The organism is Streptomyces sp. NPDC048751, from assembly GCF_043198595.1.
Taxonomy (GTDB): Bacteria; Actinomycetota; Actinomycetes; order Streptomycetales; family Streptomycetaceae; genus Streptomyces.
Genome location: NZ_JBICUX010000016.1, coordinates 126,809 through 140,034, shown reverse-complemented (window position 1 = coordinate 140,034; position 13,226 = coordinate 126,809). Strand labels below are relative to the sequence as shown.

Genomic DNA, 13,226 nt, shown 5'->3' with positions numbered 1-13,226 from the left:
CTCCATCTCGCCGAGGGGACCCCATGTCCGGCCACATCGTCGACGACCCGTACGAGATCCTGGACGACCGTTTCCGCACCGGACGCTGCACGGACGGCGACAGCAGGCTGGAGGTGCTGTACGACAACTGCCGCTGGACCGAGGGCCCCCTGTACGTCCCCGCCTGGCGCCAGTTGATCTGGAGCGACATCCCCAACGACCGCATTCTGCGCTGGGACGAGGCCACCGGCGCGGTCTCCGTCTTCCGCGGCGTGGCCGGTCACAGCAACGGCAACACCCTCGACCGGCAGGGCCGGTTGGTCACCTGCGAGCAGGGCAACCGCCGCGTCACCCGCACCGAGCCCGACGGCTCGGTCACCGTCCTCGCCGACCGGTACGCGGGTAAGCGGCTCAACAGCCCGAACGACGCCGTCGTGCGCTCCGACGGCACGATCTGGTTCTCCGATCCGGACTTCGGCATCCTCAGCGACTACGAGGGCCACCGCGCCGAGTCCGAGATCGGCGCGTGCAACGTCTACCGGATCGACCCGGCGACCGGGGAGGTCCACCTCGCCGCCGACGGATTCGACGGACCCAACGGCGTGATCCTGTCCTCCGACGAGAAGCGGCTGTACGTCTCCGACTCGCGGGCCGCCCGCATCCACGTCCTCGACGTCCGCGACGACGGCTCGCTCACGAACGGCCGCATCTTCGCCGAGGCCCGGGAGGGCGTCCACTTCGACAACATCCGCTTCGACGACGAGGGCCGCCTGTGGGCCGCTGCCCTGCACGACGGCATCCACTGCTACGACCCCGACGGCACCCTCATCGGCCGGCTCCGCGTGCCCGAGCCGGTCTCCAACATCACCTTCGGCGGCCCGAAGAACAACCGCCTGTTCATCACGGCCACCACCTCCCTGTACTCGCTGATGATGTCGGTGACGGGCGCGCCCCGCGTCTGAACCGTGACCGGCGCACGGCGGGCTGTCCGGGGTTTCTTGTAGTCGCACGCGCCCCGCAGGACCAGCACCGGCGTGTGGATCCGGCGCCGGCACGGCCGCGGGCGGTCGCGTGACACGCCGCCGGACGGCCCATCGAGCCGTTCTATGGCTTATCAGGTCATAACGTACAGAATATGACGAAACATCATTTGGTGTATCTCGCCTGCACCGCGGCCCTCGTCGGCTCGGCACTCGGCGCGACCCCGTCCTCCTCCGTCCCCACGGTCCACGTGGTGAACCCCGGAGAGTCGATCCAGGCGGCGGTGGACGCCGCGAAGCCCGGGGACACGGTCCTGCTGACCCCCGGCATCTACCGGGAGAGCGTCCGGGTGACCACCTCGGGCCTGACGCTGCGCGGTGTGGGCCGCAGCACCGTCCTCAAGCCGGCCACCACGAGCGCCGCCGCGACCACCGCCCCGAGCGGCGAGACGAGGGCTGCCAGGAGGGCCGCCGACAGTTGTGCCCGGGCCGGGAACGGCATCTGCGTGGAAGGCGCGGACGGCAGCCCCGTCGAGGGGACCACGGTCGCCTCGCTGACCCTGTCCGGCTTCGCCAAGAACGGCCTGTGGGCGACGGGCACCGACCGGCTCACCGTGCGCAAGGTGACCGCCGAGAAGAACGGGCAGTGGGGCATCGCCCAGGAGCGCTCCACCCGCGGGGTCTTCGCGCAGAACACCGCCCGGGACAACGGTGACGCGGGCCTGTTCCTCGGCAACTCCGTCACGAGCGAGGGCGGAGCCACCGACACCCGTGGGGCGGTGATCGAACGCAACCGCCTGGAGGGCAACCGGACCGGCGTCACCGTACGGCGCCTGAGGAACCTCACCGTGGCGCGCAACGACATCACCGAGAACTGCGCGGCGGTGTTCATCGTCGGCGACGAGACGCCTCCGCGGGCCGGTGCGCTCACCGTGCGCGAGAACCGCGTCGTGGGCAACAACAAGTACTGCGCGAAGACCGCGCGGCTGCCCTTCCTCCAGGGCTCCGGCATCGTCCTGACCGGTGCCGAGGACACCCTCGTCACCGGGAACCTGATCACGGACAACGCCGGTACCTCCCCGCTGTCCGGCGGCGTCGTGCTCTTCAAGAGCCTGGTCGGCGCCACCAACGAGCGGAACCGGATCAGCGACAACACGCTGGAGCGCAACGCCCCGGCCGACCTCGTGAACACCGAGACGGACGCGGCCGACAACGCCTTCCAGGACAACGTCTGCGTCAGCTCCACACCCGCGGGCCTGTGCTGACCCACCCGGGCCCCACCACCTGAACGAGAAAGAGGAAGGCGGCACATGACGACCGCAAGCACTGCCGACCCGACCGCGGGATCGGCACCCCCGCCGTCCATGCGGCTGAGGGAACTCGCGTTCGGGGCGGCCTGTGCCGCCGCCCTGCGCGCGGCCGCCCGGCTGGGGGTCGCCGACGCGCTGGGGGACAGCCCCATGAGCGTGCCGGACCTCGCGGCCGCGGTGAAGACCGAGCCGAAGCCGCTGCGACGGCTCCTGCGTGCCCTCTCCTGCTACGGCGTCTTCACCGAGCGCGAGGACGGAACGTTCGCCCACTCCGACATGTCCCGGCTGCTGCGCGAGGACGACCCCAACAGCCTGCGCTACATCACCCTGTGGTGCACCGAGCCCTGGACCTGGGACGCGTGGCCGCTCCTCGACGAGGCGGTACGCACCGGCGGCAACGTCGTGCAGGAGCTCTACGGCAAGGAGTTCTTCCAGTACCTCAACGAGGACGCCCCGGCGTCGGCCGACGTCTTCAACCGGGCCATGACGACGTCGAGCATGCAGTCCGCGCGGGACGTCGCCCAGCTCCTCGACCTGTCGGGCAGCAAGTCGGTCGCCGACATCGGCGGCGGCCAGGGGCATGTCGTGGCGAGCCTGCTGGAGAAGTACCCGAAGATGCAGGGCAGCCTGCTCGACCTGCCGCGCGTGGTCGAGAACGCCGACCCGCGACTGCGCGACGGGGGCGCCCTCGCGGACCGCATGCGCATCGTGCCGGGCGACGTGCGCGAGGCCGTCCCGGTCCAGGCCGACGTCTACGTCATCAAGAACATCCTGGAGTGGGACGACGACAGCACCGCCCGGACCCTGCGCAACGTCATCGAGGCGGGCGGGCCCGGGACGAGGGTCGTGGTCATCGAGAACCTCGTCGACGACACGCCGTCGATGCGGTTCAGCACCGCGATGGACCTGCTGCTGCTCCTCAACGTCGGCGGCGCGAAGCACACCACCGAGAGCATGGTCTCCCGGCTGACCGAGGCGGGCCTGGTCATCGACAACATCAGTCCCGTCAACCCCTACCTGCACGCGTTCGACTGCATCGTCCCCGCGTGAGCACCCCCTGAGACCACCGGTCGCCGGGCCCGCGACACCACGGACCCGGCGACCGGCGGCCGACGACAGAGGCTCAGGCGGAGGAGTCCCGCTCCCAGCGGTAGAAGCAGTGCGCCATCGCGTCCTTGGGGGACCGCCACGTCGCCGGGTCGTACGCGCTGACGTACGCCGACAGACGCTCGCTGACGTCCCTGAACTCGGGGTGGCCCGCCACCTTGGCGATGGCGGGGCCTGGGTCCTGCTCGGACTCGATGAGGTGCAGGTACACGTCACCGAACTGGAAGAGACCGCGTCGGGCCACCCCCACGAGGTGGGGGAGTTCTCCCCGGTCGGACTCCTCGAAGATCTTGGCGATGTCCGGGGCCGAACCGGGTGCCATCCGGGCGACGATCAGGGCTTGGTGCATGGGGACTGTCCTCCGTACGGCTCAGTCGGTCAGGCCCGGGGTGGACCCGTGCTCGGCGGCGGCCTTCTCGATCCGGTCCCGGATCAGGGCCAGCTGGATCTTGGAGTTGCGGTTGATGTTGTCCGTCATCCAGGCGTCGTCGACCGGCGCGTCGGGCTTCATGGCGAAGTCCTGCGTCCAGATCATCCGAGTGCCCTGGGGGACCTCCTCGTACTGCCACCGGATGTCCATGTGGGCGAACGGGCCGGTCTCGACCCGGCGGGCCTTGACGGTGAGCGTGTCGCGGTCGGGCTCCCGCTCGGAGACCCAGCTCCACACCGTGCCGTTCTCGTCGGGGTGCATGGTCAGCCGGAAGGTGGTCTTGTTCCCCTCCTTCGACAGGATCTCGACGGAGGCGTACTCGCTGAACAGCCGCGGCCAGTTCGCCAGGTCGTTGGTCATGTCCCACACGAGGTCCAGCGGCGCGGCGATGGTGATCTCGTTCTGCGTGTGTCCGGCCATGTCACGCTCCTGCCAGGAAGGCGCTGTTGACGAGGTCGAGGAACTGACGGGGCGTCTTGCTGCGCTCCGCGTCGGGCGGCATCGGCGTGCCGTAACGATTCTCCAGCTCGCCGACGATGCCCAGCAGACCGAGCGAGTCGATGCCGAGGGTGTCGAAACCGGCGTCGTACTGCTCCTGCAGCTGCTGCGGGGCGACGGTGACCCCGGCGGCCTTCTTCATGAGCTCGGACAGCTCTTCCACGGTGATGCGGTCACTCATGCGGATCCTCTCCTTGTGCTGCGTGCGTGCTGTGCGCTGCCTCGCTACGAGGCGTCGGCGGCACCGTGCCGGAGCACGAGCGCCGAGTTCGAACCCATGAGTCCCCGACTCAGGACCAGTGCCGTGCGCACCTCGGCGGCGCGGGCGCGGACGGTCACCACGTCGAGGTCATGGCAGACGTCGAAGACGTTCGGGGTGGGCGGGATCAGGCCGTGCTCCATCGTGAGCACCGCCGCCGCGGCGTCCAGGACGGGCGCCGCGCAGTAGCCCCGCCCCGTACCCGTCTTCGGCGCGGTGACGGGCACCCGTTTGCCGTGCGAACCGAGCGCGTCGGCGATCGCCAGCGCCTCGGCGCGGTCCGCCTCCGGCACACCGAGGGCGTCGGCGAAGACCACGTCGATCTCCTCGGGCGCGCAGCCGGCCTCGTCCAGGGCACCGCGGATGGCTTGCGCGAGCCCCTCCCGGGACCTGTCCCAGCGGGAGGCGCCGGTGAAGGTCGCCGCGTGCCCGGCGAGGAGGGCCCGCACCCGCGCGTCCCGCTCCCGGGCCGAGGACTCCTCCTCCACCACGACCATGGCGCCCCCCTCGGCCGGTACGAACCCGCAGGCGCCGTCGGTGAACGGCCGGTAGGCACGCGCCGGGTCCTCGACGGTGCTGAGCTCCTCGTAACCGAGCTGGCACACCATCGAGTACGGCGCGAGCGGCGCCTCGGTCGAACCGGCCACGATGACATCGGTGCCGCGCCGCACCGCCCGCGCGGCGTGCGCCAGGGCGTCGAGACCACCGGCCTCGTCGGCGGCGACCACCGAGCAGGGGCCCTTGAAGCCCCGGCGGATGGAGATCTGGCCGGTGCTGGCGGCGTAGAACCAGGCGATGGACTGGTACGGGCCGACGAACCGGCTGCCCTTGCCCCACAGTTGCTGGAGCTCCCGCTGGCCGAACTCACCACCGCCGGAACCGGCCGCGGTGACCACGCCCACCGAGAACGGTGCCGCGTCGGTGTCGGCCTGGCCGAGGCCGGCGTCCTCCAGCGCGAGGTCGGCCGCGGCCATCGCGAAGTGCGTGAACCGGTCGGTCTGGACGAGGAAACGCTCCTCGACCGCCGCCGACGGCTCGAACTCACGGACCTCGCCGGCCACCCGCAACGGCAGGTGTTCACAGCCCTCGCGGGTGACCCGGTCGAGGACGCTGACGCCCTCCTGGGTGGCCTTCCAGAAGGTCTCGGTGCTCGTTCCGTTGGGCGCGATCACACCGATGCCGGTGATGGCCGCGCGCCGTTGACGGGGTTCGCTCATCGTGTCCTCTCCCTCGACCGGGTCAGGACCACCGCGGACTGGAAGCCGCCGAACCCACTGCCCACGGAGAGCACGCTGTTGAGCTTGCGCTCGCGGGCGACGCGCGGCACGTAGTCCAGGTCGCACTCGGGGTCGGGCGTCTCGTAGTTCGCGGTGGGCGGTACCACCTGGTGGGCCAGGGCCAGCACACAGGCCACGACCTCGATCGCCCCGATCGCTCCGAGGGAGTGACCCACCATGGACTTGATGGAACTCATGGGCGTGTCGTAGGCGTGGTGGCCCAGCGCCCGCTTCACCGCGGCGGTCTCGTGGCGGTCGTTCTGCCGGGTGCCCGAGCCGTGCGCGTTGACGTAGTCGATCGCCGAGCCGTCGAGACGGGCGTGGTCGAGGGCGTCCTCGATGGCCCGGGCCATCTCCAGACCCTCACTGGTCAGACCGGTCATGTGATAGGCGTTGCCGAAGGTGGCGTAACCGGAGAGCTCGCAGTACACATGGGCGCCGCGGGCCCGAGCGTGCTCCAGCTCCTCCAGGACCAGCACCGCCCCGCCCTCGCCCATGACGAACCCGTCCCGGTTGTTGTCGAACGGCCGGGAGGCGTGCGCCGGGTCGTCGTTGTTCGGGGACGTGGCCTTGATCGCGTCGAAGCAGGCCATGGTGATCGGTGAGATCGGCGAGTCCGAGGCACCCGCGATGCAGATGTCGGCCCGGCCCTCCTCCACGGCGTGGAAGGCGTATCCGACCGCGTCGAGCCCGGAGGTGCAGCCCGTGGAGACGGTCTGCACCGGCCCGCACGCCCCGAACCGCTCCGCCACCGTCGAGGCCAGCGTGCTCGGCGAGAACGCGCGGTGCAGATGCGGTTCCGCCTCGCCAGGGTCCACGTCCCACCGCTGACCGCGGTGACTGACCAGCACGTAGTCGTGCTCCAGACGGGTGGTGCCGCCGACCGCCGTACCCAGGGAGACCCCGACCCGCCAGGGGTCCTCCCGGGCCAGGTCGAGACCGGAGTCGCGGACGGCCTCGGCACCGGCGACCAGGGCGAACTGGATGTACCGGTCGCCCCGGACGACGTCCTCGGCGTCCAGCCCGTGCGCCGCCGGGTCGAAATCGCACTCGGCGGCGATCCGCGACCGCAGCCCCGTCGGATCGAAGAAGGTGATGCCCCGCGTCGCGGTGCGACCCTGGGAGAGCAGGTCCCAGAAGGCCGGTACGCCGATACCGCCCGGGGCGACGACACCTATACCGGTGACCGCCACGCGCCTGGTCATGACAGCACCTCACGTCGCTCGACGGTGTGCTCCTCGCCCGCGTCGGCCTCGGACCCCTCGGTGTCGACATGGCCCAGCCGGGGCTCGGGGGCCAGCGGGCCGAGGTGGAAGACGATCCGCGCCTCCACGTTGCCGACATTGCGGAACCGGTGCCGCAGGTAGGCCGGAATCATGAGCCCCTGCTCCGGCAGCAGCGGGTGGGGCTCACCGTCCAGGTCCACCTCCAGCTGCCCGCAGACCACGTACACGAACTCCTCGGAGTACGGGTGGTAGTGCTCGCCGATGCGGTCGCCGGGCTGCACGACGGCCACGCCCATGAAACCGCTGGTGGAGCCGACCGTGGTCGGGGTGAGCATGGCGCGCAGGTCGCCCCCGCGCCGGGTGTTGGGCTCGACCTCGCTGAAGTCCACGATTCTGGGACGGGTTTTGATCACGACGTTCCTCCGATGGTGTGCTGCGTCGACATGAGGTGCGTGGCCGCCGCGGCCCGCGTCCTGGTGGATCAGGCGTCCGGCGACCGGCGGTCGGTGACGAGTTCCATCCGGGTGTGGGCGAGGAAGCGTGAGAAGTCGCCGCCCTCCAGCGCGGAGGTGTCCGCGTCGAGGAGCTCCGCCACCTCCGCCGCCCGCCCGGCCTCGGGAAGACCGAGGGCGAGTGCGGGGTCGGCGGCGTCGAGGCCGCCGCGCACGTCGATCAGCCGGACCACGACGTCGTCGCGCTGGAAGATCGTGCTGAGCAGCACCGGGCTGCGCGGATCGTCCGCCGCCGCCTCGTCCCGCCGGGCGAGCAACTCGGCCAGCCGCATGCCGCACCCGGGCCGGGCCGGGTAGTACAACGCGTGCCGCTCGGCCTGCGGGTCCTGCTGGTCCGCCGTCACGTGGTGGACGGCGGGCAGCGCCGCCCGCGTGAAGAAGACCCGGGCGGACTCGGGGTCGTCGAGGTCCCGGTCCTGCTCCAGATAGGGGTTGATGGCCTCCTCGACCGCCCGCACCTCGGGCTGCCGGGCGACGTGGCGCAGTGCCGCGAGCAGGTCGCCCCGCACCTCGATGGCCCGGACGACCCGGTTGCCGTGCATGAACAGCGAGGTGCGGCACAGCCGGGTGGTGTCGTCGACCCGCGGCTCGGGCGAGGCGTAGTCGGCGAGGATCTTGGCGACGGCCTCCTCGCTGCCCGGCTTGACCGTGAAGGTCAGCGCGTGCCGGATCACGCCGTCACCGATCCGGGGAGACGTCTGGAGTCGGCGCTTCCCGGCCTCGCGGGCGTCCGTCGCGGGGCCGCCGGTCTCGCGGACGACGTGGAAGCGCAGCGAACGGGTGTCCCGGACGCAGCTGTGCAGCGGCTCCACCATCCGCACGTGCTCCTCGCTGTTCACCCAGGCGAGGAACGGCGGGGCGCTCTCCCACTCGCTGGTGATGAGCCACTGGGAGGGGTTCTCGATCGACTGGCAGAGCTGGTCGCTGACGTGCCCGGGAACGGACGCGACCTGGTTGCAGAGCTGCTCGTACGCCTCCAGGAACTGCTGCTGGGCTCCGTCGTAGACGTCGACCAGCAGGACGACCCGGAGTCTGGAGCCGTCGAACACGGATTGGGAGACGCGTTGCGACGCCTGGCGGGTGGGGGGTGAAACACGGGCGGACGTGGTGGTCATCCTGTGCACAACTCCTTCGCGGGGCAGAAGTGAACGCCGACCGCGTGAGGCGACGTCAGCGTGCCTCGATCTTGTGTCCGTCCCCGGAAGTGCGCGACTCGTATGAACTACGCGGGTGATCGCGGGTGATCGCGGGTGCGGAACCGAGGGTTCGTCAGAGGACCTCGGCGAATGGCGCGAGCATGGAAATCGCTCAACGCCGGACGAAGTGACACCGGGCATGGCTGGGCCGCCACGCCGTGCCGGTGGGTCACGGGTGGCGGCCGCAGCGGGGTATCGCGTCGGGCGCGGGTCAGGCCAGGCCGGCCGTGGTCTTCCTGCGGCGCAGGGTGTAGGCGCCGGCGCCGCCCAGGGCGAGGACGGCGAGGCCGCCGGCGGTCACTCCGGTGGTGCCGGCGAGGGCGCCGCCGCCGGTGTGCATGCCGCCGTGGGGCTTGTCGTGGTCACCGCCGCCCCAGGAGTCCTCGTCCTTCTCCTTGGATTCCCCGCTCCAGTCGTCCTTCTCCTTGGACTCCCCGCTCCAGTCGTCCTTCTCCTTGGACGCGCCGCTCCAGTCGTCCTTCTCCTTGGCGGAGGAGTCCTTGGAGTGGCCGTCGGAGGAGTCCTTCTCCTTGTAGGTCTCGGGGTCGTACTTGGGGTCGTGGGCGGTGGCCCAGTCGTCGCCTCCGGTCACGGCGGTCAGGGCGCCGCCGCCGGTGTGCATGCCGCCGTGCGGCTTGCCGTGCTCGGCGTCCTTGTCCTTGTCGTGTTCCTTGCCCTGCGAGGAGGAAGAGGAGGTGTCGTCGTGGTCCCAGCCGTCGGCGGCGTGGGCGCCGGTGGCGGCCAGGGCGAGGACGGCGGAGGCCGCCGCGGTGGTCAGGAGCAGGCGGGCAGAACGCATGGGTAGTCCTTCCGTCATGGCCGGGCAGCCGACGTTTCGTCAGCTGAACGGACCCGGTCTTGACGTGATCCACCGTCAAACAGCCGCACCGATCCCACCACTCCAGGCACTCACTCGGGCGAACCCGCCTGCGCCTTCCGGGGCGCATGCATGAGGAACGCGCCCGATATCTTGACGTGTTCTTGGCAAGATGGCTTCATGGGAGCGCTCCCATTCTCCCTTTCATGCCTGTTTCCTGACGCTCACTTTCTGGAGTCGCAGTGAGAAGAGCAAGGAGTACGACCCGAAAGAGCCCCCTCGCCCGTCTGCTGACGGCGCTGGCCGCCCTGCTCGGCCTCGTCGTCCTCGGCGCGGTCGTCCCGCCCGCCGCCCAGGCGGCCCCGTCACCGCCCGGCGTCAAGGCCGCCGGTCTGCACATCAGCAACGGCCGTCTGCTGGAGGGCAACGGCAACGACTTCGTCATGCGTGGCGTCAACCACGCCCACACCTGGTACCCGAACCAGCTCCAGTCGCTCGCCGACGTGAAGGCGCTGGGCGCCAACGCCGTCCGTGTCGTCCTCGCCGACGGCCACCGCTGGACCAAGAACAGCGCCCAGGACGTGGCCAACGTGGTCGCCCAGTGCAAGGCGAACCGGCTCATCTGCGTACTGGAGGTGCACGACACCACCGGCTACGGCGAGGAGTCCGCGGCAGGGACCCTCGACCAGGCGGCCGACTACTGGATCGGCCTGAAGAGCGTGCTCGTCGGCGAAGAGAACTACGTCATCATCAACATCGGCAACGAGCCCTGGGGCAACACCAACCCCGCCGGCTGGACCGACCCCACCGTCGCCGCCGTCAAGAAGCTCCGCAACGCCGGGTTCGAGCACACGATCATGGTGGACGCGCCCAACTGGGGCCAGGACTGGCAGGGCGTCATGCGCGCCAACGCCAAGACGGTGTACGACGCCGACCCCACGGGCAACCTGATCTTCTCGATCCACATGTACAGCGTCTTCGACACCGCGGCGGAGATCACCGACTACCTCAACGCCTTCGTCACCGCCAAGCTGCCCATCCTCATCGGAGAGTTCGGCGGACCCGCCGACCAGTACGGCGACCCCGACGAGGACACCATGATGGCCACCGCCCAGCAGCTCAAGCTCGGCTACCTGGCCTGGTCCTGGAGCGGCAACACCGACCCGATCCTGGACCTGTCGATCGGCTTCGACCCGAAGCAGCTCAGCGCCTGGGGCCAGCGCATCTTCAACGGCGCCAACGGCATCGCCCAGACCGCCAAGGAGGCCACGGTCTTCGGCGGCGGCAGCCCGGGCGACACCCAGGCGCCGACCGCCCCCGGCACGCCGACCGCCTCCGCGGTGACGGCCACGTCCGCCAGGCTCGGCTGGAGCGCCGCCACCGACAACGTCGGCGTCACCGGATACGACGTCGTCCGCGTCAGCGGCGGCTCCGAGACGAAGGTGGCCTCCTCCACGACCAACAGCGTCACCGTGACCGGTCTGACCGCCGCCACCTCGTACACCTTCGCGGTGTACGCCCGTGACGCGGCCGGCAACCGCTCGGCACGCTCGGCCGCGGTGGACGTCACCACCACGAGCGCGCCCGCCGGGAACTGCTCCGTCGGCTACCGCGTCGTGGGCGAGTGGCAGGGCGGCTTCCAGGGCGAGATCACCATCCGGAACACCGGGAACAGTGCCATCAACGGGTGGACCCTGGGCTTCGCCTTCGCGGGCGGCCAGACCATCAGCAACATGTGGGGCGGGACGCCCACCCAGAACGGCGGCACGGTGAGTGTCGCCCCCGCCTCCTACACCTCGACCATCTCCGCGGGCGGCTCGGTGAGCGTCGGATTCATCGCCGCGAAGGGCAGCACCAACCCCGCGCCGACCTCGTTCACGCTGAGCGGCAGCACCTGCGCGACCGCCTGAACCCGAACACCCCATCGGCCGGCGGGGGCCGCTCGCCCCCGCCGGCCGTCGTGCGGCCCGTGGTCAGGCGGGCCGCACCAGGCCGGACTCGTAGGCGAAGACCACGGCCTGGACGCGGGCGCGGGCGCCGATCTTCGTGAGGATGTGGCTGACGTGGGACTTGACGGTGGTCGGAGCGATGGAGAGGCGGGTGGCGATCTCGGCGTTGGACCAGCCGGAGGCGATGGCCGTGAGCACGTCGCGTTCACGGTCGGTGAGGGCGTTGAGCCGGACTTCGCCGCCGACCGGGCGGGTGGGCTGTTGTTGGCGGACGGCGTCGATGAGTTTGCGGGTGAGGCTGCGGGTGATGACGGCGTTGCCCGCGGCCACGCTGCGGATGGCGGAGGTGAGGTCGTCGGGTGTGGCGTCATGGAGGACGAAGCCGGCGGCTCCGGCGCGCAGGGCGGCGTAGGAGTGTGCCTCGTCGTGCGTGGGGGTCAGGAGCAGGACGCGCGGGGCTCGGGTGCCGGCGCGGGGGAGGGGGTCGGGCCTGGTGATGCGGCGGATGGTGTCGATGCCGTCCCTCTGCGGGATACGGCTGTCCATCAGCACGACGTCCGGGCGGAGTTCGGCGCTCATCCGGACTCCCGCGGCGCCGTCGGCCGCTTCGCCGACGGCGGTCAGTCCGGGCTGGGCCGCGAGGAGCATACGGAGGCCGAGGCGCTGCAGCGACTGGTCGTGGACGATGAGGACGGCGGTCATGGTGGTCCCACTCTGAACGAAACCGTTTCGTTCACCCTGGGGTCAGCGTAGCCCCGTCCTCATCGAAACGGCACCGTTTCCCTCGTGGCTTCGGTCACACGCCCACGGAGCCCTCCGTCCCGATCATCCGGCTCAGCGCATCCCTCGTGTACTCCTCGTCGTACTCCCCGCCCGTCAGCAGCACCTGGAGGCAGATCCCGTCGAGCAGGGCGAGCAGGGCTCGCGCGGTGGGCGGGTCGGTGCGCTCGGCGAGCAGGGCGGCGGCTTCCTCGCACCACTCGGCGGCCACGGTGCGCAGGGCGGGGCGGCGCAGGGCGGCGAGGTAGAGCTCGTACTCCAGCTCCACGCCGGTGCGGTCGCCGTCCAGCCACTCGCCGGTGAGGCGGGCCAGCTCGGCGGCGAGGTCGCGGTCGGGGTCGGCGAGGGCGCCGCCGTGTCGGCGTACGACCTTGGCGAAGCCCTCGTTGGCCTGGCGCAGGGCGGCCACGAGAAGGTCGTCGAGGGTTTTGAAGTGGTACGTGGTGGAGCCGAGCGGCACATCCGCCTCGGTGGCGACGGTGCGATGGCTGAGCCCGGCGATGCCGGAGCGGCCGACCACCCGGATCGCGGCGTCGATGATCCGCTGGCGCCGCTCGGGGTCGTACCGCCGTGCCGGCGCCATCAGTGCGCCCCGCCGAGATTGAGCAGCACGACACCGAAGATCACGAAGACGATCCCGGCGAGCTTGACGAACCCGGCCGACTCTCCCAGGAAGAGGATTCCGATCGCCGCCACGGCCGCGGTGCCCACCCCGGCCCAGATCGCGTAGGCCGTGCCGACCTGCATCGACTTCAGTGTCTGGGCGAGCAGCGCGAAGGCGAGCAGATAGCCGGCCACCGTGCCGACCGAGGGCCAGAGTTTGCTGAACCCCTCGCTGTACTTCATGGCCGTCGTCCCGGCCACCTCCGCCGCTATGGCCGCGGCCAGCAGTCCGTATCCCATGTG

Annotated in this window: 15 protein-coding genes; 4 read left to right on the top strand and 11 right to left on the bottom strand. The window is 70.8% G+C overall.

Going from position 1 to position 13,226, the window contains the following annotated elements:
• The first annotated feature begins 23 nt into the window (after positions 1–23).
• From ACGFNV_RS38440 to ACGFNV_RS38430, 3 genes are all read left to right on the top strand, one after another.
• A complete protein-coding gene (locus ACGFNV_RS38440) occupies positions 24–941 on the top strand; it encodes an SMP-30/gluconolactonase/LRE family protein (RefSeq protein WP_393629200.1) in 918 nt (305 codons plus the stop codon).
• A 173-nt stretch (positions 942–1,114) separates the two neighbouring features.
• Positions 1,115–2,224, top strand: a complete 1,110-nt coding sequence (locus ACGFNV_RS38435) for a nitrous oxide reductase family maturation protein NosD (RefSeq protein WP_393629199.1) — start codon at positions 1,115–1,117, stop codon at positions 2,222–2,224.
• Positions 2,225–2,269: 45 nt separating this feature from the next.
• Entirely contained in the window at positions 2,270–3,319 is a 1,050-nt protein-coding gene (locus ACGFNV_RS38430) for a methyltransferase (RefSeq protein ID WP_393629198.1), read from the top strand.
• Positions 3,320–3,392: 73 nt separating this feature from the next.
• Here the strand turns inward: ACGFNV_RS38430 and ACGFNV_RS38425 are convergent, their stop codons facing one another.
• From ACGFNV_RS38425 to ACGFNV_RS38390, 8 genes are all read right to left on the bottom strand, one after another.
• A complete protein-coding gene (locus tag ACGFNV_RS38425) occupies positions 3,393–3,725 on the bottom strand; it encodes a TcmI family type II polyketide cyclase (RefSeq protein WP_393629197.1) in 333 nt (110 codons plus the stop codon).
• Positions 3,726–3,746: 21 nt separating this feature from the next.
• A complete protein-coding gene (locus ACGFNV_RS38420; protein ID WP_133933321.1) occupies positions 3,747–4,226 on the bottom strand; it encodes an SRPBCC family protein in 480 nt (159 codons plus the stop codon).
• 1 nt (position 4,227) lies between these two features.
• Entirely contained in the window at positions 4,228–4,485 is a 258-nt protein-coding gene (locus tag ACGFNV_RS38415) for an acyl carrier protein (RefSeq protein ID WP_133933322.1), read from the bottom strand.
• A 44-nt stretch (positions 4,486–4,529) separates the two neighbouring features.
• On the bottom strand, positions 4,530–5,780 hold the full coding sequence (locus ACGFNV_RS38410; protein WP_393629196.1) for a ketosynthase chain-length factor: 1,251 nt from the start codon (positions 5,778–5,780) through the stop codon (positions 4,530–4,532).
• Entirely contained in the window at positions 5,777–7,045 is a 1,269-nt protein-coding gene (locus ACGFNV_RS38405) for a beta-ketoacyl-[acyl-carrier-protein] synthase family protein (RefSeq protein ID WP_393629194.1), read from the bottom strand. Before ACGFNV_RS38405 ends, ACGFNV_RS38410 begins: the two co-directional genes overlap by 4 nt.
• Positions 7,042–7,479 carry a cupin domain-containing protein gene (locus ACGFNV_RS38400; protein WP_393629192.1) on the bottom strand — a complete coding sequence of 146 codons (438 nt, stop codon included), beginning with the start codon at positions 7,477–7,479 and terminating at the stop codon, positions 7,042–7,044. Before ACGFNV_RS38400 ends, ACGFNV_RS38405 begins: the two co-directional genes overlap by 4 nt.
• A gap of 68 nt (positions 7,480–7,547) precedes the next feature.
• On the bottom strand, positions 7,548–8,693 hold the full coding sequence (locus tag ACGFNV_RS38395; RefSeq protein ID WP_393629190.1) for a SchA/CurD-like domain-containing protein: 1,146 nt from the start codon (positions 8,691–8,693) through the stop codon (positions 7,548–7,550).
• Positions 8,694–8,985: 292 nt separating this feature from the next.
• Complete coding sequence (locus ACGFNV_RS38390) at positions 8,986–9,573, bottom strand: hypothetical protein (protein WP_393629188.1); 588 nt, start codon at positions 9,571–9,573, stop codon at positions 8,986–8,988.
• Positions 9,574–9,833: 260 nt separating this feature from the next.
• Between ACGFNV_RS38390 and ACGFNV_RS38385 the strand changes: the two genes are divergently transcribed.
• The gene (locus ACGFNV_RS38385) at positions 9,834–11,501 is read left to right on the top strand and encodes a cellulase family glycosylhydrolase (protein ID WP_393629186.1); all 1,668 of its coding nucleotides are present in this window, start codon (positions 9,834–9,836) and stop codon (positions 11,499–11,501) included.
• Positions 11,502–11,564: 63 nt separating this feature from the next.
• Here ACGFNV_RS38385 and ACGFNV_RS38380 read toward each other — a convergent pair whose 3' ends face one another.
• The 3 genes from ACGFNV_RS38380 to ACGFNV_RS38370 all read right to left on the bottom strand — a co-directional run bounded on the left by ACGFNV_RS38380 (position 11,565) and on the right by ACGFNV_RS38370 (position 13,223).
• Positions 11,565–12,242, bottom strand: a complete 678-nt coding sequence (locus ACGFNV_RS38380; RefSeq protein WP_393629185.1) for a LuxR C-terminal-related transcriptional regulator — start codon at positions 12,240–12,242, stop codon at positions 11,565–11,567.
• 94 nt (positions 12,243–12,336) lie between these two features.
• The gene (locus ACGFNV_RS38375; protein ID WP_393629184.1) at positions 12,337–12,903 is read right to left on the bottom strand and encodes a TetR/AcrR family transcriptional regulator; all 567 of its coding nucleotides are present in this window, start codon (positions 12,901–12,903) and stop codon (positions 12,337–12,339) included.
• Complete coding sequence (locus tag ACGFNV_RS38370) at positions 12,903–13,223, bottom strand: DMT family transporter (protein WP_393629182.1); 321 nt, start codon at positions 13,221–13,223, stop codon at positions 12,903–12,905. Before ACGFNV_RS38370 ends, ACGFNV_RS38375 begins: the two co-directional genes overlap by 1 nt.
• Between the last annotated feature and the right edge of the window lie 3 nt (positions 13,224–13,226).